17 protein-coding genes are annotated in these 18,498 nt (G+C 41.7%); 14 read left to right on the top strand and 3 right to left on the bottom strand.

Features of this window, described 5'->3' with window-relative positions; all coding sequences use genetic code 11:
* The first annotated feature begins 21 nt into the window (after positions 1–21).
* On the top strand, positions 22–1,311 hold the full coding sequence (lpxB, locus tag I6E84_RS08450; protein WP_227681389.1) for a lipid-A-disaccharide synthase: 1,290 nt from the start codon (positions 22–24) through the stop codon (positions 1,309–1,311).
* Between the two features lie 59 nt (positions 1,312–1,370).
* Complete coding sequence (locus I6E84_RS08445; protein WP_197217443.1) at positions 1,371–2,246, top strand: ribonuclease HII; 876 nt, start codon at positions 1,371–1,373, stop codon at positions 2,244–2,246.
* A 172-nt stretch (positions 2,247–2,418) separates the two neighbouring features.
* Here the strand turns inward: I6E84_RS08445 and I6E84_RS08440 are convergent, their stop codons facing one another.
* The gene (locus tag I6E84_RS08440) at positions 2,419–3,084 is read right to left on the bottom strand and encodes a DUF924 family protein (RefSeq protein ID WP_110923761.1); all 666 of its coding nucleotides are present in this window, start codon (positions 3,082–3,084) and stop codon (positions 2,419–2,421) included.
* An 86-nt stretch (positions 3,085–3,170) separates the two neighbouring features.
* Here I6E84_RS08440 and I6E84_RS08435 point away from each other — a divergent pair, with 86 nt between their 5' ends.
* The 4 genes from I6E84_RS08435 (at position 3,171) to I6E84_RS08420 (ending at position 9,260) form a co-directional block, all read left to right on the top strand.
* Positions 3,171–4,427 (top strand): carboxynorspermidine decarboxylase, encoded by a 1,257-nt coding sequence (locus I6E84_RS08435; RefSeq protein WP_197217441.1) that lies wholly within the window; start codon positions 3,171–3,173, stop codon positions 4,425–4,427.
* Positions 4,428–4,689: 262 nt separating this feature from the next.
* Positions 4,690–5,964 (top strand): saccharopine dehydrogenase family protein, encoded by a 1,275-nt coding sequence (locus I6E84_RS08430; RefSeq protein WP_197217439.1) that lies wholly within the window; start codon positions 4,690–4,692, stop codon positions 5,962–5,964.
* Positions 5,965–6,394: 430 nt separating this feature from the next.
* Positions 6,395–8,110 carry an alpha/beta hydrolase-fold protein gene (locus tag I6E84_RS08425; RefSeq protein ID WP_197217437.1) on the top strand — a complete coding sequence of 572 codons (1,716 nt, stop codon included), beginning with the start codon at positions 6,395–6,397 and terminating at the stop codon, positions 8,108–8,110.
* A gap of 157 nt (positions 8,111–8,267) precedes the next feature.
* Positions 8,268–9,260: a DUF3644 domain-containing protein gene (locus I6E84_RS08420; protein WP_110923764.1), complete on the top strand. Its 993-nt coding sequence runs from the start codon at positions 8,268–8,270 to the stop codon at positions 9,258–9,260.
* A gap of 43 nt (positions 9,261–9,303) precedes the next feature.
* Here the strand turns inward: I6E84_RS08420 and htpX are convergent, their stop codons facing one another.
* Positions 9,304–10,218, bottom strand: a complete 915-nt coding sequence (gene htpX, locus I6E84_RS08415) for a protease HtpX (RefSeq protein ID WP_197217435.1) — start codon at positions 10,216–10,218, stop codon at positions 9,304–9,306.
* A 235-nt stretch (positions 10,219–10,453) separates the two neighbouring features.
* Here htpX and I6E84_RS08410 point away from each other — a divergent pair, with 235 nt between their 5' ends.
* From I6E84_RS08410 to I6E84_RS08400, 3 genes are read left to right on the top strand one after another with little or no spacing between them, the layout of a single operon-like run.
* A complete protein-coding gene (locus I6E84_RS08410) occupies positions 10,454–11,089 on the top strand; it encodes a hypothetical protein (protein WP_197217433.1) in 636 nt (211 codons plus the stop codon).
* A gap of 32 nt (positions 11,090–11,121) precedes the next feature.
* Entirely contained in the window at positions 11,122–11,943 is an 822-nt protein-coding gene (locus I6E84_RS08405; protein WP_197217431.1) for a PhzF family phenazine biosynthesis protein, read from the top strand.
* Between the two features lie 20 nt (positions 11,944–11,963).
* Positions 11,964–12,296, top strand: coding sequence for a YnfA family protein (locus tag I6E84_RS08400; protein WP_197217429.1), 333 nt, complete (start codon positions 11,964–11,966; stop codon positions 12,294–12,296).
* Positions 12,297–12,543: 247 nt separating this feature from the next.
* Here the strand turns inward: I6E84_RS08400 and I6E84_RS14195 are convergent, their stop codons facing one another.
* Positions 12,544–12,666, bottom strand: coding sequence for a hypothetical protein (locus tag I6E84_RS14195; RefSeq protein ID WP_265090119.1), 123 nt, complete (start codon positions 12,664–12,666; stop codon positions 12,544–12,546).
* 347 nt (positions 12,667–13,013) lie between these two features.
* On the opposite strand from I6E84_RS14195, the gene I6E84_RS08395 reads away from it, so the two are divergent.
* The 5 genes from I6E84_RS08395 (at position 13,014) to hfq (ending at position 18,315) form a co-directional block, all read left to right on the top strand.
* The gene (locus I6E84_RS08395) at positions 13,014–13,634 is read left to right on the top strand and encodes a 6-pyruvoyl trahydropterin synthase family protein (RefSeq protein ID WP_197217428.1); all 621 of its coding nucleotides are present in this window, start codon (positions 13,014–13,016) and stop codon (positions 13,632–13,634) included.
* The gene (tsaE, locus tag I6E84_RS08390; protein ID WP_197217427.1) at positions 13,624–14,154 is read left to right on the top strand and encodes a tRNA (adenosine(37)-N6)-threonylcarbamoyltransferase complex ATPase subunit type 1 TsaE; all 531 of its coding nucleotides are present in this window, start codon (positions 13,624–13,626) and stop codon (positions 14,152–14,154) included. Before I6E84_RS08395 ends, tsaE begins: the two co-directional genes overlap by 11 nt.
* Before the next feature lie 44 nt (positions 14,155–14,198).
* A complete protein-coding gene (mutL, locus tag I6E84_RS08385; protein WP_197217426.1) occupies positions 14,199–16,106 on the top strand; it encodes a DNA mismatch repair endonuclease MutL in 1,908 nt (635 codons plus the stop codon).
* A gap of 67 nt (positions 16,107–16,173) precedes the next feature.
* Positions 16,174–17,352: a tRNA (adenosine(37)-N6)-dimethylallyltransferase MiaA gene (gene miaA / locus I6E84_RS08380; RefSeq protein WP_197217425.1), complete on the top strand. Its 1,179-nt coding sequence runs from the start codon at positions 16,174–16,176 to the stop codon at positions 17,350–17,352.
* Positions 17,353–17,781: 429 nt separating this feature from the next.
* Positions 17,782–18,315, top strand: coding sequence for an RNA chaperone Hfq (gene hfq, locus I6E84_RS08375; RefSeq protein WP_110923773.1), 534 nt, complete (start codon positions 17,782–17,784; stop codon positions 18,313–18,315).
* Positions 18,316–18,498: the final 183 nt, after the last annotated feature.

Here is an 18,498-nt window from a genome sequence, read left to right as displayed (position 1 = left end):
TTTTAATATCGAGAGCTTGTCATGACAGATTTTTCTACGCCTGATAAACATACTGAACTCACAGAGCAGACACCTGAGTTAAAATCGACGCCATTAGTGATAGGTATCGTCGCAGGTGAAGTATCAGGTGACAGTTTGGGTGCAGATTTTATGCAACAAATGAACAACTTGCGTGATGATATTGTTTGGATAGGTGTGGGCGGTAGCATGATGGAGGCGCAGGGGCTACAAAGTATTTTTCCTTTGTCGCGTTTGGCCGTGATGGGATTGGTGGAAGTGATGGGCCAACTGCCTGATTTACTTAAAGCCCGCCGTGAGCTGTTGAGCGCATTCAAAGCTGCTAATATTGATTGGTTCATCGGTATTGATGCCCCTGATTTCAACCTTAGAGTCTCTAAAAAGCTAAAGCCAAAAGGTGTGTTTTGTGTGCAGTATGTCAGTCCGTCTATTTGGGCATGGCGCGAGTCACGGATTCATAATATTAAAGCGGCGACCAATCTGGTGCTGTGCTTATTTCCTTTTGAGCTACCTGTTTATGAGCGTCATAATCACCCAGCGATATGTGTTGGTCATCCGCTACTACGCACTATTGATCAGACATTACTAGAGACACCGATTAATCAGCGCCGCAGTGAGCTGGTTTGGCACAATGATGGCTTGCAGCAGTTCTTTATTGAGCGATTTGATGACGTCAGCCAACTTATTTGTGTGATGCCAGGTTCTAGACGCGGAGAGATAACCGCTATTTTACCGTTGATGCTAGACGGTATTCAAAGGCTCATACTACTAGATCCAAAGCTGTGTTTTATCATTCCAACAGTGGATCAGAATCATCAATATATCGTCCAAGATGTGATTGATCAACGCTCAGAGCAGCTGCGAGCCGCGATAGTCGTGGTATATGATGACAGCCAGCCAACGTTTAGTCAGCAAGCCATGGCCGCATCAGACGTCGTTATGCTAGCGTCTGGTACGGCAACGCTAGAGGCAATGCTACTAGAGCGGCCGATGGTCGTGGTTTATCAATTAAACAAGCTGACCTATCAGATAGCCAAACGCTTGGTAAAAGTGCCGTATGTGGCGCTGCCTAATATTTTGGCGGGTACGGCCATTGTTCCTGAGCTGATTCAGGAGCAGGCAAGCGGGGATAATATTTGCCGTACGCTCATGCGCTTACTGCAACCGCGGGCCTATGCTGAGCAACTAAATAATCTCTTAGCCACTAAGCAATCGTTGCAACAGCAGAGCAATCACAGCCCCGCCAATAGCGTGGTTGAGCAATGGTTTATTCAAAAAGACCATAAAGCCTAATACCGCAGATTGACGCACGCTACATTTTCACTATTTTGATAAAAAGACACAGCATCGCTATGAGTAAACAACACAGTACCGACAGCTCAATGACACCAATTAAAGTGAGTATCGAGAGCATTGATATTAAAGGTCAATATATCCAATTGGCAGCCCCCATTCATTTGTCCGGGCGACTCAATGTCTCTGAGCTTCTCACTCAATATTCAGTAGATAGACAGCAAGATTTAACACAGCCAATGCTACAGATTGGCATCGATGAAGCAGGGCGTGGGCCTTTGCTCGGGAGCGTCAATGTTGCCGCTGCGATATTGCCTGCCGCTTGGTCAGGACTGATTGAGGAGCAGCCACTCACAGGTACGCCGCTGTCTATATTGACAGACTCCAAGCAGTTGAGTGAAAAAAAACGCGACATTCTTTATCCGTTGGTGAAACAATATGCAATCGGCTATGTCATCGCTGACATACCTGCAGCAGTGATTGATCAAGTCAATATCTTGCAAGCGACCATGCTAGGGATGCGCCTATGTACCGAAACGTTGATAGAAGTGGTTGCTCAACAATTTGCCATGGCTCATGAAATCGAGGCAGATGCTGCTAAACCGTTACAAGTTGAGGTGTTGTTCGATGGTAATCGTTGTCCAGAGTTGGACTTTGCTAAGCTTACTAAATGCGGGGACGAACAGGCTAATATCGACTGCCAAGCATGGGTGAAGGGCGACGCTCGTCATACTAGTATTGCCGCGGGCAGTATATTAGCAAAAGTAAGCCGTGATGAAGCCATGTATGCGCTTGATACACAGTACCCAGAATACGGAATTGCCAAACACAAAGGTTATCCAACGCGTGCACATATGGAAGCGATTGAAACCTATGGTGTATTATCTGAGCATAGACGTAGCTTTGCACCTGTCAGAAAGGCGCTAGAAAGCTAATGGAGGCGTATTGAAAAGGGCAGTAGATTTGACCGTCATACTGTCCCTATAAAATAGCCTAAGCATAAAATATATTATCGTTGGAATGCAAAAAGCCACCTACTTATTTATAAGCAGGTGGCTTTTTGCTCTTGTAATTTAACCACTATAAAGTTTAAATGGTCAAAAATACTTAGAACGATGAGTTCGGCTGCTGCAGAAATACTTCTTCCTCGTAAGTTGACTCACGATCTAACGTGTTATTGCGATGAGGATAACGGCCAAACTGTTCAATGATATTCTTATGGCGATGCTCAAAATCTAAAGTGTACGCATCATCCAATTGTTCAAATAATGGCAGATAGCGCTCGTGGATGACTGCCGATTCAGAGTGCATAAACGGCATGATAATGAACTTACGCCATGCCATTGGTAGCGTATCAAAATAGGGTTGCTGGCTGGCTTCTTGTGCTAAAGCGACTGCCATACCATCTTGAGAAAAAGCGCCGACTTGCCCGCGGCATAAGTTACGTGAGAATTGATCCAATACGATAATTTCTGCCAAGCGTCCAGCCAAAGCCGTGATTGAGCTATTACTGTCTAATGATGACTCTGAAAGTCGCCAAGTCGCACATTCACCCTGTTTGGCTGCTTGCCAGATATCGCCAAATTTATTTTTTATTTGTCTATCAAAATTATCATTTTGTGCAAACCAATATTGCTCATTGTTTGTATCAAACCAAAAGTCCAATACGGCCCGCGCATTAGGATCTAGATGGGCCAGATCAATATTTTTTGGATCCAATTGAGCCGAGTTGGCTTGACTGGACGAGGTGGAGTAGTCGGTTGAAAGTGCCATAAACTATTCTAATCATGATAAATTTAGTCTACTATAGCGAAAAATATTATTCGCTACTGTTATCAAATGCTATCGGGTGCACCATCATGAATACATCGTCTACCAATCCAACTTTTACCAAATCTACCAGCCAGTCTATCAACGTGCCAACGCCGTACTACTTACTCGATGAAGCGGCCATCCTTGCCAATATGCAAATCATTGCACGACTGTGCGAGCTGTCTGGTGCAAAGGCATTATTAGCACTGAAATGCTTTGCCACATGGGGCGTGTTCGATATTATGCAGCCGTATTTACATGGTACTACCTCATCGTCACTGAATGAAGTCCGTCTGGGCTATGAGACTTTTGGCAATAATGATGATGCGAGTAGCAAAGACAAAAAAGAAACGCATGCCTACAGCGTGGCATATAGTGCAGATGAAATCCCTGAAGTATTAAAATACGCGGATAAAATCATCTTTAACTCTATCTCGCAGCTTAATGCTTTTGGCGAGCAGGCACGTGCGCAAGATATTCCTGTCGGCCTGCGTTTAAATCCAAAAACCAGTAATTCGTCGTTTATTATCGCTGATCCTGCTCGTCCTTTTAGCCGTTTGGGTGAGCATAACAAAGATAAAATCACTGCGGTACTTGGTGACATTACTGGCGTTATGATTCATAACAATTGTGAAAATGATAGCTTTGAAGCATTTAGTGAAAGTCTGGCAGATATTGAAAACAGATTTGGCGATATCCTTGCGCAATTAGAGTGGATAAGCTTAGGTGGTGGTATTCATTTTATTGCGCCTGATTATCCACTGGAAAAGCTTGCTGAAAGGTTAAAAGTATTTAGCGAACAATATGGCGTGCAAGTCTATCTGGAGCCGGGTGAAGCGAGCATTCATGGTGCTGGCTCGCTAGTCACGACCGTATTAGACACCATGCACAATGAAAAGCATCTTGCCGTGGTTGACTCGTCTATCGAGGCGCATATGCTTGATCTACTGATTTACCGCGAGTCAGCACCTATTGCCGCTATTAATAATACAGCAATGGATGTCGCTCCTATCGGTCATTCAGTGGTTGAGACGTCAGAACCTATTCTCGACAGTGAGGTAGACAGTACGCTCATTTATGGTCGTTCTTGTTTGGCAGGGGATATTTTTGGTGAGTATGACTTGCCAAGTAATTTACAGATAGGCGATCAGATTACTTTTGGCAATGCCGCAGGTTATACCATGGTTAAGAAAAACTGGTTCAATGGTGTTAACATGCCAGCTATCGTCATTCGCCGTCTTGATGGCTCGATTGATGTGCAGCGTGAGTTTGATTATCAGGAATATAAGGCGAGCTTGTCTTAACATTCAGAAATGAGTGTTGGCTAGTATTATGCTTACATTGTTAATAAGATTGATGTTTATTCATGAATTTTTGCCAAAAAGAGATTAAAAAATTGTTATAATCGCCTCGGGCAAATATCCATTGGTAAAAAATGGTATTTGCCCGACGGGTGCGTGGGTTTTCCTCGGTCTTCCTTTTTAATTCACGCATATCATTCACTCGTTTCTGTTTTGCATAGCCGCTATCAATGGTATCGACAGGGACACAAAGGAGGATTGTTCATTGAACACAAACCAACAAGCTACAACCAACAAAAAAGACGTGCTCATCATTGGAGCAGGCGGTGTCGCTCAAGTAGTTGCGCATAAATGTGCAATGCATAATGACGTGCTTGGCAATATTCATATTGCCTCACGCACGGTAGATAAGTGTGATGCCATCGCTCAAAGTGTGCAAGAGAAAGACAGCTTCAAGCAGCCAGCGACTTTGCATACGCACCAAATCGATGCCATGGATATCCCTGCGCTGATACAGCTGATACAAGACACAGGCATCCAAATCGTCATCAACGTTGGCTCACCTTTTTTGAATATGAGTGTGTTAGAAGCTTGTATCGAAACGGAAGTTGCTTATATTGATACGGCTATTCACGAAGATCCTCGTAAGATCTGTGAGACGCCGCCATGGTATAACAACTATGAGTGGAAGCGTAAGCAGCGCTGTGCGGACAATCAAATCACCGCTATCTTAGGTGCAGGATTCGATCCTGGTATGGTCAACGCTTATGCGCGTCTTGGCTATGACATGATGGATGCAGGCTCAGTCACAGACATCGATATTATCGATATCAATGCTGGTAGCCATGGCAAATATTTCGCTACTAACTTTGATCCTGAGATTAATTTCCGTGAATTTACAGGTACGGTTTACTCTTGGCAAGATCGTAAGTGGCAGTCAAATAAAATGTTTGAAGTGAAGCGTACGGATGATTTGCCTGTGGTTGGTATGCAAAACAGCTACCTAAGCGGACATGATGAGATTCACTCGTTATCAGCCAACTTAGATGTGCCAAACATTCGCTTTTGGATGGGTTTTGGTGAGCACTATATCAATGTCTTTACTGTGCTTCAAAGCTTAGGTTTGTTGTCTGAGCAGCCTGTTATGACGGCTGAAGGGCAAGAAGTTATCCCGCTAAAAGTGGTGAAAGCCGTACTACCAGATCCAAGTTCTTTAGCAGCGGAATATACTGGCAAAACTTGTATCGGTGACAAGGTTAAAGGCAAGATAGATGGCGTGGATAGCGAAGTGTTTATCTACAATGTCTCTGACCATAAAGAAGCCTTTGAAGCCATGGGCAGCCAAGGTATTTCTTATACTGCGGGTGTGCCACCTGTCGCGGCCGCTATGCTTGTTGCTACCGGTGAATGGGACGCAGGCAAGATGGTCAACATCGAAGAGCTTGATGCTAAGCCACTTATCAATCTATTGAATAAGATTGGTTTGCCAACTCGTATTAAAGACGAGAATGGCGATAGAGCACTTGAGTTTGATATCTAGTTAGTCGTAATATCTGTTCGAAAGCCCCTCTGACTATTATTGAGTCAGAGGGGCTTTTTTTTACAAAATTTTAGGTTCAAAGGTTTGCGAGAATGTTAAGCCATTATTAGGTATTCAGTTTATAAATATTTAAATGATAATGATTTTCAATATCATTAATAATGAAAATAAGGTAGTATTTCAGCTTTGTATCATTTGCTAGGATGTGTCCTCATTTTAAAAATGATGATCAAAATAAGATAAATTGCAGTCAAACGAGGAAAATAGTGCAGATAATATCGGGATATTAACCAGATATTTGACGATTTTTGGCAAAATTTAGCTATTTTTAGCCCATTTAGAGGGCACTCGTTTGAATTGATGACACGCCCTAACATCTTATAACGGTGGAGGTTAGATGTTTGTCAGTGAATAGAATAAGGAGCAATGAATGCCATACACACGATTTTTCTCTAATAAATGGACGATAGCAGGATTTACTTGTTTGTTATATTCAACATCATTTTCGGCATTTGGTTTGGAGACAGCGGTGTTAAAAGTGGGAAGTCCTGTGAAAGGTGAGCTAAGTTATTCCAACAGCGAGAATAATATCGAGCCACAGCCACAGCCACACACTCAGTCACAGTCTAAGCCACAGCATAAGTCATTAGATATCAATGTCCCCTGTGACAAGGGTGACTATCTGACCGGATATGTTGACAGTGGTGATAATACGATGACGATGGATATCATCGATGCCACAGGAAAATTATCGCGCCGTTTGATTGACCATAAAACTGGCAAGCAAAAATTCTATTCAGTGGCCGAAAACTGCGCAGAGATATGGCGACTGTCTGGCATAGGTGAATATCAGATAGTGCTTGAACAACGTGTCAGTTTAGCGGAGCAGGATTTAGAAGGTTCTTTAGAAAGTCATTTAGAAAGTTCTGATGCGCTACTCAGTCCAAAAGTATCGGCATTACGTGAATCACTGCAAAAAGGACAAAGTAGTGATGGTTTTTGGGCAAATGTAGAAGCATTAGGTACGCCGCTTATCGAAGAGACACCTTCGGGCACCTTGATGACGTTTTTGGCGCGAGGCGACTATCGTAATATCAAGCTAATGGGTGGCCCGTCCAATAATCATGATGCATTGCAACGATTGGCGGACTCTGATACATGGTACAAAAGCTTTATTGTGCCAAACAACACGCATTTATCTTATCAAATAGCACCCAATGTGCCTCAACTACCATTGTCTGGGCGTGCCCGTAGAATTGCCATAAAAGCTGTGGCTCAGGCAGATCCTTATAATCATCATCCATGGCCTCATTCAGCAATTGATAAGTACGCGACAAAATCAACTGTCACATTGAAAGATGCACCAAAAAATCCTTGGTTAGATGTGCAAAAAGAAACCCCCAAAGGTGAGCTTTCTACTTTTAAATTCACCAGTAGCATATTAGATAATACCCGAGACATCACTATCTATTCTCCTGCTATTGATGACAGCCAGAACAATAGAGACGATGCGGTGTTGTTGTATATCTTTGATGCCGAGTCATATATCGATACGGTTGGATTGCCAACGATATTAGATAATTTAATCGAAGAAGGTGAGATTCCACCGGTGACGGCGGTGTTTATCAGTAATCCTGATGGTGATGCTCGTGCGCGTGAATTGCCTGCCAATCCTGTATTTGCAGATGTATTGGCCAATGAGCTGGTGCCGCAAGTAAATAAACGGTTGCCAGTAGCGATACCAAAGGATAGAACGGTCATTGCAGGGTCGAGCTATGGCGGATTGGCTGCCACGACTATCGCACTACGTCATCCTGATATATTTGGCAATGTTATCTCTATGTCTGGTTCTTTTTGGTGGAAGCCAGAAGATCAGGCAGCAGATGATAAGCATTTTGTAGCGTCTGAAGTCATAAGAATGGATAAGGCACCCGTTCGTTTCTTTATGAGTGCTGGCGTGTTTGAAACAGCTCGTGGGGAAAGTAGTAGCAATGGTATATTGGGAACCAATCGTCATCTGCGTGATGTGTTATTGGCAAAAGGATATTACGCTCGTTATGAAGAGTATGGTGCAGGGCATGATTACTTTTCTTGGCGAGGAATAATAGCAGATGGTTTGATATCGCTGTTTGGGTCTAAGGAATGAAGTTGTATTTCTATTTTATGGAACCTAGCGGTTATGGCAGGATAGCTGCTATTATTGTAGCTATATTTTTATCTCGATATATGTTCTGTTTTTTCAATACATGCTAAGATTGCGATGTATTTTTTTAACTATTAATACTCTAAGGATAGATTAGCCTATGAAATCTAGGTCTAGATTAATGCTAGAGAAGTCTGTTGCAGCTATGCTTTCAGCCATAGAAATATATAATAAACCTGACTTTAAATATCGTGAGGAGACATTTTCTGTTTTATGTATTAATTCATGGGAGCTTCTATTAAAAGCTAAAGTACTTAATCTAGCTAGTAACAAAATGACATCACTGTATATGATGGAGTTTAGAACATTAACGAGTGGGAAAAAATCTAAAGTTCTTCGACCCAAGCGAAATAGGTCAGGTAACGAAATGTCTATTAATCTATTCGAAGCATATAGGGTTGTCACTGAAGATTATGGTGTAAAGATTGATAGAGCAGTAAGTGACAATCTTATAGCACTTACTGAAATTAGAGATAATTCAATCCATTTTGTTAACAATGACCTTCTTTTATCGATGAAGGTTCAGGAATTAGGAAGCGCCTCACTTCAAAACTATCTTCATTTAGTATCTACGTGGTTCGGTGACATTTTAGCGCAATATAATTTTTACTTGATGCCTTTATCTTTTTTTAGAAATTTTGATGATGCTCCTGGAGTGGCATTGAATTCAAGTGAAAAGAAAGTTTTAGATTATATAAAAAACTCAGAATCTCAGTATGACGATAGCGAGATAAGTGATTACAATCTTACGCTGAGAATTGAAGTGAAATTTCAAAAAGTCAAAAGCACTTCTGGATTACCTGTTCAGCTTACCAATGATCCAACTGCTACGACAATAATGTTATCTGAAGAGGATATGGCTGATAAATATCCTTGGGATTATGATACTTTAAGTACACGATTAACGAAAAGATATTCTGATTTCAAAATGAATGCTAAGTACCATAGAGTTCGTAGAGAATTAGAAGAGGATAAACGGTATGCGTATTTGAGGGTTTTAAATCCTTTAAATCCAGAAGGTGGAATAAAGAAGCTTTTCAATCCCAATATTCAGAAAGAATTTGATAAGCATTACACTAAGATTAAGGCATAATCTAGAACTATGCCTTTAATCGTTCACAGAAAAAGTCTAATAATTAGCTTTCACTAGGATTATATTCTCTCAACGCTGCAATACGATCATCCAACGTTGGGTGTGAGCGGAATAGATTTGCAATACTAAAACCTTGAGTTTGCCCAGACGAGATTGCAAACGCTTTCATACTCTCTGGCATTTGGTCGGGACGCTGTGCAGAAGGGCGCAACGCATCAAGCGCACTGATCATTTTTTCACGGCTGGCAAGTTTTGCCCCCATTTGATCCGCACGAAATTCACGTAAGCGTGAAAACCACATTACGATGGCAGACGCTAAAAACCCAAGCAGAATATCCATCACGATACTGGTAATGAAATAACCAATACCTGGGCGACTACTGGTGTTTTTGAACACAGTGCGGTCAACGAAACTGCCGATAATACGTGCGAAGAACATCACAAAAGCATTCACTACACCTTGGATGAGGGCAAGCGTGATCATATCGCCATTGGCCACATGACCAATCTCATGCGCTAATACGGCTTCGACTTCATCTTTATTCATATTCTGTAGCAGACCAGATGAAACTGCCACCAGTGCCTTGTTTTTATTCCAGCCAGTCGCAAAAGCATTTGGTTGCGAATTATTAAAAATACCGACCTCAGGCATACCGATTTTTACTGCTTTGGCTTGTTTGGCGACCGTATCGACCAGCCATTGCTCAGTAGCGTTGCGCGGGGATTCTATGACGACCGTACCCGTTGATCTTTTGGCCATCCACTTTGATATAAACAGCGATACCATCGAGCCAACCATACCGTAGATACCACACATAATGGCAAGGCTAACATAATTAAGCCCGCCTGCACCGTGCACACCGCCAAGCCCAAAAAACCTCGACAATATACCAAACACAATGCTAAATACCACAATCACTGCTAAGTTGGTCAATAAAAATAATCCAATGCGCATCATGACGCTAACTTCCTATGTAAAGTATCGGTATTACCTCGATAGAGCACTCTCTAAGAGGTTTGTTTGTTATGATAGATTTTACGGTGATTCTGACTGCCATGTCATTTGAATAAAGATACGTTGTATATTCAACAATGGCGCTAACATTGGCTATTGAATCGACTGTGTTAAATACTATTGTAAACAAAATAACGTATGGTGATTAATTTTATTATTATAAATTAGAGTGATTATTATGGCGAACCGTAGTTATCTGTATTCGACTAACATTATCCCCGAACCAAATCAAAATGAGAGCAGCCGTGTGCTAACTGGCATCTCAGAATATAATTATGATATTCCAATTGTTTTTAAAGTTCTACTCTCTGGCAATCCGCAAGCATGTTTATCAGTGATTTGGGATAATCCTGAAAAGATTGCTCTCATTGGGGATTATGCTAGTGGTGTGCAAAATCTTGAAGCATTCCTAACAGGTATTACATTACCTGCTGCTCAGGCCCCAATCATAGAAGCGCTTGAGTTTTTAAAAATGCCAGAGAACCAAAATCAGTATTTTATTTTGGAGTGTGGCGAGATTTTTGAGATGAGTGAGACGCCAGTAGAAGCGCAAAATCTGGCACTTCTCAATCAAGTGCAGAACCTGCAGCCTGAGATAGAAGCAGCGTATCAGTCACTGTTGTCGCCTGCGCCAGTAGTGAGCGAGCAGCCTAAACCCATTGGATTCTGGGCAAAACTGTTCGGTCATCGCTCAACACTGCCAAAAGCATTGTCCGCGAATAACCCAGAACAAGCTATCTACGATCTCGGCCTTGGACTTTGGTCAAATATTCTGTATTTTGACTTCTCTGGAGAGGATGAGGATCAAGATTAATCTTTAAACAATTATAAAATTGAGAATATAAAATGCAGCTAGAAATAAATGTCATCGATGCTTTCACTGATAGCGTTTTTAAGGGTAATTCCGCAGCAGTTATTATTACAGAAAATTGGTTGTCCGATGAGCTGATGCAATCTATCGCGATGGAAAACAACTTATCCGAAACGGCATTTCTAGTTTTAGATAAAACGGACGATGCAGATATCTACCATATTCGTTGGTTCTCCCCATTTACTGAGATTGCTTTTTGCGGGCATGCAACCTTGGCATCTGCCTTTGTGTTACTTAAGAAAAATCCTACTGTAAAATCCGTTAAACTCTCAGCCAAAGCCGTTGGTATTTTGACCGTTGTGCAAACAGACACTGGTAAAATACAAATGGACTTCCCAAACGGAAAGCCTGAAAAGATTACCGACATTCCTCAGGAGTTGTTGGCAGGTCTTTCAGTTGCTCCAGCTGACGTTTATCGTAATGAGCAAGCGTATTTTGTGATTTATAATTCTGAAGCTGATGTACTAAATGTAGAACGTGATAATGAAAAATTAAAGCAGCTAGCACCTTTAGATGTGGTGGTGACATGTCAATCTGAATCAGACGACTATAAAAAATACGATTTTATTTCGAGATATTTTTGGCCTGCCAATGGTGGCGATGAAGACCCTGTGACAGGATCGGCGCATACAGGTTTAGCGCCATTGTGGGCTGAGCGTTTAGAAAAAAATGAATTGGTCGCTTATCAAGCCTCCAGTCGCGGTGGGGTAATCGATTGCGTGATTGTAGAGGATAGGGTGCTGGTTTCTGGTAATGCCGTACAGTATTTGACTGGATTTATCACGATTGAAGACTAGTGGGTGAGGAGTAGTAAGTTTTGACAGAATTAAAAACCATTGGGCTGTTTGCACTTACCGCATTAGCAGAAATTATCGGTTGTTACCTACCTTATCTGTGGCTGCGAGAAGGTAAGTCAATCTGGCTTCTGATACCTGCTGTACTGAGTTTGACAGCTTTTGTATGGTTGCTGACATTGCATCCGACTGCTGTAGGCAGAGTCTATGCCGCTTACGGTGGGGTATATGTGGTCATGGCGATTTTATGGTTGTGGACAGTGAATGGTATACGACCAACCACTTGGGATGTTGTAGGTTCTATTGTCGCGCTATTGGGGATGGCGATTATTATGTTCGCACCGCGCAGTGGCTAGGGCGTGTCCTCAATTCAATCGATAGTTATCTAAATGGGTTAAAAGTGGCTAAATCTTGTCAAATGGCGTCAAATAGCTGACTAATATCTCGATATTATCTGCGCTATTTTCCTTGTTTGACTGCGATTTATCTCATTTTTATCACCATTTTTAAAATGAGGACACGCCCTAATTAAAAATTAGTAGCTAACTCAAAAAAATACCAATCAAACCGTTAAGTTTGATTGGCATATTGAGACACTTACTATTAATGCTTACCTAAGATACTGCCACTGTCTTCTTTTTTAGCTTGTTTTGCCGCTTTCTTTTCTTTTGCCGTCAAAAGTGGTTTCTTTTTTACATTCTTTTTACTGTCTTGACCTTTGCTCATGGTAGTTTCCTTTTTAGATAACACATGCCATTCTCTAAGCCAAAGTGAGCTGGTTTGAGGCAGTGCCGTTATAATGACGGCCAACATAGCCGTTTACTGGGTTGAGTATAGGCTTAAGCACTAGTAATAGATAGTATTCGCACAATTCGTCTACGATTAAATGGATTGCTCCTATTAACTAAAATTGCGTCATGTCAATTCGTATAATAAATATGAGTATTCATAAGTGCTTACTTACGGATACATGGCGATTTGCTATAATGAGCGACAAGCCGATGAATAGACGCGGCAAACTCTTATTTATTAACATTTAGCACCATCGTGCTTACTGTTTTGGTCAAATTATTATGCGTATTCGTAAACTTTTTAAATTTGAAAATGCTCATATCGTTCGTAATTGTAGTTCTGAACGTTGCAAGCATTCTATCCATGGTCACAGCTATCAGATTGAGCTGATTCTAGAAGCCAAGCGCTTAGATCACGGTCAGATGGTCTATGATTTTGGTCTGTTAAAGTCTTCGATCAAAGATATTATCGACAGCTTCGATCATGCTATTTGTTTTTGGAATAAAGACGATCCTGAATATATTGATGCCTGCAAAAAGTTCAGCGCGCGCTGGATAAGCTTGCCAGTATCACCGTCAGCAGAGCAATTCTCACGCGTTATCTTCTTTTGGGCACAAGAGATTTTGCGCCAGACTCAAATGCAAAATGGCGAGTCAGATGTCAATGTTTACTCAGTCATTGCGCACGAAACAGCAACGGGTTATGCACAGTGTTTCGCTGATGATGTGGCCAATGATCAAATGGGTAAACTGGTTTTGGAAGAATTTGCATTCAGCGATCAAGTTTCTAAAGAATGGCATGACCCTGAACTGTATGCCAAACTGATTCGCGGTGAGAGTTTTATCAATCCATCCGTGACCATGCAAGTACAGACAGAGCAGGTACAGACTGATGCACACTGATGAATCTATAAAAGACGACACATACTCTCAAACATTGATACTGAACTCTGAGCAAGATACTCAATCATTGGCGCAGCAGTTAGCTGATTTGCCATTGACAGGCAGTGTGTGGCTGGCAGGTGACTTGGGTGCAGGTAAAACCACGTTGACTCGTTATTGGCTGCAAGCGCTTGGTCATACAGGCGCAGTAAAAAGCCCGACGTATACCTTGGTAGAGCCTTATAGTATTCAGCAAAGTGATGGCTCGATTAAGCCGGTTTATCATGCAGATTTGTATCGTTTGCAAGATCCAGAAGAGCTGTCTTTCATTGGGTTTGATGAGTATCTGGATGAGCCAAATGCTCTGGTCATTATCGAATGGGCAAGCCGTGCGGATGGCTATTTACCACCGCCGACTTTGTTTATTGATATGACCCAAGGTGATGGTGATAATCATAGTAAAGAGTCTCGTTTGGTTGAGCTGGGACTATCGAAAGCAGGACAAGCACTAGATTTAGATTTATCAATGCTCAAAATTTAATGTTATACAAAATGCCTGTAGCCCAAAATATATGATGCTTATTCATGTCTGATAATTACGCTAATACACGTATCAAAAAACTGTCGCCATTGTTAATCAATCAATTAGCAGCGGGTGAGGTAGTGACGCGTCCGGCAGCTGTGGTCAAAGAGCTGCTGGAAAATGCCATCGATGCAGGCGCGACCAATATTGAGGTTCGCATCACTCAAGGCGGTATGGGCTTGATTGAAGTGGTCGATAATGGCGTTGGTATCCATCCCGATGATATAGTCATGGCCATTACCCGCCATGCGACCAGTAAAGTCGCTGACGTTGCTAATTTGCATGGTATTACGACATTGGGGTTTCGCGGTGAGGCACTAGCGGCAACGGCTGCAGTGTCCCGTTTGACTCTAACGAGTAGTCATGATGATAGTGGTGTTGGTCGTCAGTTACAGGTCGCTGGTGTCTTGGCTGATACGCCAAAATTAGTACCTGTCGTACACAATCGCGGAACGACCATTACTGTCAAAGATTTGTATTTCAATGTGCCAGCCCGTCGCGGTAACTTGAAATCTATTGCCACCGAGTTTGGGCATATTGAGACTATCGTGCGAGAAGTTGCCTTGGCACGAGCAGATGTGTCACTGACGCTGTTTCATGACAATAAAAAACGCATGTCTCTATCTTCAAATACACTGTCTTCAAATACACTGTCTTCAAATACACTGTCTTCAAATACATTGTCTTCAACGTCACTATCTGTGGGTTCAATGCCTTCAAATAGTGTGCATATAGATGATAGCACGATAGAGGTTAATAGGAATGGCAACGAAAATGCCAGCCGTCTGCCGTTATCACGTCTTGAGCAAGCTACGGGTATTTCATTAATAGATAATGCCATAAAGATCACGATTGATCTGTCTAGTCTGATGCAACAGACCATGGATTACGCCAATAATAATAGCTTTGACAGTCAAGCAAGTATCAGTGGTTGGTTATGGCCTATACATTATGAGCAGCAGACCAAAGTAGCATCGGCATTGCCAAAGCTAATCTATGTGAATGGTCGACTGGTCAAAGAAGCCTTAATTAATAATCAGCTGCGTCAATTGGCTCAGAGTGCGCAATTAAATGGTATGGGTTACGCACTTTATTTTGACCTACCAACCCAGTGGCTCAATATCAATGTGCATCCATCGAAGCAGCGCATTAAGATTAGCCCGCTAAATAATATCATGGCGCATTTAAACCATGCGGTACAGTCCCAACTGAAAAATATCGAAGTCAACGAACAGCCTGCCAAGTATGACAAACCATTAATAGAAGATAACACGCTGATAAGTGATGAAAGGGTAGATATAGTCGCTACCGATCAGTCTTACGAAAGTGCTGTATCTCAGAATCGCAGTAGGCAGGTAAATACTGCTAAGCAATCATATGAGCTGCCAGCCAGTCAGACAATCCAGACGATGTCTCAATCTCAATATTCAGCAGAATCAGAATTAGGTAGTAATAAGTTTACCAGTCAGCGTACTGATATCTCTAATGGTGTGCTGGTAGGAACGAGAACTTTACCAATTTGCTTAGAAGTTATTAGTGGTTTAGATAAATTAGCACTTGGCAATGATATTGCTAAAGGTGTTGATGATAAGACCTTACCTTGGTTGTTATTTTTCCACCAAGGACAGTGCTTTCTGATTGCTGAAACGGATTGGCAATCAAAGTTGAACCAACTGTTTGAATCACAGATACTGCGCAGTAAGGTATTGCAGCACGATAAACCTATCATTAGTGCGAGAGAAATAAATCAGCAGCTTATTACCATGAGCCAGCAGATGTCTACGCAAGACTTGATGCTATTCATAACAGATATTGAAGCGTTGTTAATTAAAAACTCTATCAAGACGATTAGTAGCAGTCACCTAGTAACATTGATGCTTTTATCTACCACTGAAAAAATACTAAGCTAGGTTCGACAGTACACCTTACTGACACATAAATACTACTTACCTATAAATAATAATTAAAGGCAATTTTATGAGACATTCGTCTGATGGTTTATCTCATAAGCTGGCAGATAATAGCGTGGTGTGCTTGATGGCGCCAACCGCGAGTGGCAAAACTGCATTGGCATATGAGCTATATGATACAGGGCGCTACGAGCTGATTTCAGTGGACTCAGCACTGATATACCGTGATATGACTATCGGTACAGCAAAGCCATCGGCTAGTGAGCTGGCACGTTATCCGCATCATCTGGTGGATATCATTGATCCGACACAGAGCTATAGTGTTGCGGAATTTGTTGCAGATGTCGCCAGTTTGATTGATAACTGTCATAAGAATGGCATAATACCATTATTAGTGGGCGGTACCATGATGTATTACATGGCGCTACTTGATGGATTGTCACCTGTGCCTGATAGTGATGATAGCGTCCGCGCGCGCGTAGAGCAATGGCGGCAAGAGGAAGGTATTGAAGCGTTATATGATTACCTTGGTCAAGTTGACCCAATTAGCCATGAGCGCCTTAATGCAACTGATACTCAGCGCATTACCCGAGCGATTGAAGTTTATCTGCAAACAAACATCCCAATTAGTGACTGGCAACGTCAGCCTAAACAAGCACTGGCACATAATCCCAATCAGCAGTGGCATGCATTGACAATTATGCCGGATCGTCCATGGTTGCATGCGCGTATTGCTCAGCGTCTAGATATTATGTGGGATGAAGGGCTGGTAGCTGAAGTGATTGGTTTACTTGAGCAATATACATTAACACCTAATTTGCCTGCTATGCGCTGTGTTGGCTATCGACAGGTATTAGAGTATTTGGTACATATTAATCATCCAATATTTGAGTTACCGCACTTGGACAAAGCGCAGTTTTATGATGCTTTTGGAGGATATTCAGAAACAGTAGATGGACAAGCAGCATCAAATAATACCGCTGAGCTGTCAGCGCAATCATTGATATCCAGTGCAGAGACCGAGTCACTTGCTTGTCAACAAATGCAAAATAAGGCATTATATGCTACAAGACAACTGGCAAAACGGCAGTACACTTGGTTGCGTAAAGTCATGCAATTGCCTCATGCTACGACAGAGGTGGTAAAGATGCCTGATTTATCTAACGATGAGAATACCTCTATAAACACGGGTATGATTATAAAGTCATTTACAACGATGGTGCAGGCAAGAGAGTATCTATACTAAAAATTACTCGTATGAGTAGATTATCAGCTCAAAGGTAAGTTGCGCGTAAAGCGTAATGTACTGAAAATTTGGTATAGAAACAGACGCTACACAGCCATCAGAAAGTAGTGACAATTAGTTTCAAATTATAACGTAGATAACTGCTATAATTTAAATCTATGAAAGTAACGGCTTTAACACTACTTTCCTAATTGCTAGTTACTGATGCTTGTTGAAAATAATCATCAATGATACAAGTAGTTACTTAATTATTTACAATAATAATGTATTCACGATAAAGTGGAATCACTTGACAACAATTAGGGTTTATTTAGATACGTTTTATAAAGATAGCTTATTATTGTATCTACCTTCAGCCATTATAATTAAATCAACACTTAAAATAATTGGCGCTCAAAACATAACTATATAATATTTAGGAGAGATTTCATGTCAAAAGGACAAACTTTACAAGATCCGTTCTTGAATTCGCTGCGCAAAGATCGCATTCCTGTTTCTATTTTTTTGGTCAACGGCATCAAACTGCAAGGCCAAATTGAGTCATTTGATCAATATGTTGTTTTGCTTAAGAATACTGTGAGTCAAATGGTATACAAACATGCCATCTCAACCGTAGTGCCAGCTCGAAATCCTCGTAGTAGCACGACGACTGGCACTAGCACCCAACAACCTCAAAGCGCAGCGCCAACGGCCTATCAAGGTGGCGGTTTCGAGCGTGGCAGTAACCCTGCTAGCACGGGTGGTTTTGAAGAGCGTGGTTTTGCTTCTAACCGTAGTGGTTTTAATCGTGGCGGATTTAGCCAGGGCCAAGAACGCGGATTTGAACGCGGTAGCTTTGGTCAAGGTCAAGAACGCGGATTTGAGCGTGGTGGATTTGGTCAAGATCGTGGTTTTGAGAATCCAGCAGACAATGCAGGCTTTGAAGATAAGCCAAATGATGGATCTAATGATAACAACGGTTAAATCTTTGAATGCGTCTTCGACGATGCATCGTTAAGATATGACTTATTCGATTAAGACCTGCTGCTATAGTGGGTTTTTTTTGTATAAATAAACACACAATAATGATTCAATAGGTAGATCATGATGGCTATCGATAGGTTTTGCCTGATGTTATCAACTACCTAATGCTATTAGTAGCCTAAT

Source organism: Psychrobacter sp. SCQQ22 (assembly GCF_015864605.1).
Lineage (GTDB): Bacteria > Pseudomonadota > Gammaproteobacteria > Pseudomonadales > Moraxellaceae > Psychrobacter > Psychrobacter fozii.
The sequence above is the reverse complement of the archived record's forward strand: the minus strand, read 5'-3'. Positions and strand labels throughout refer to the sequence as shown.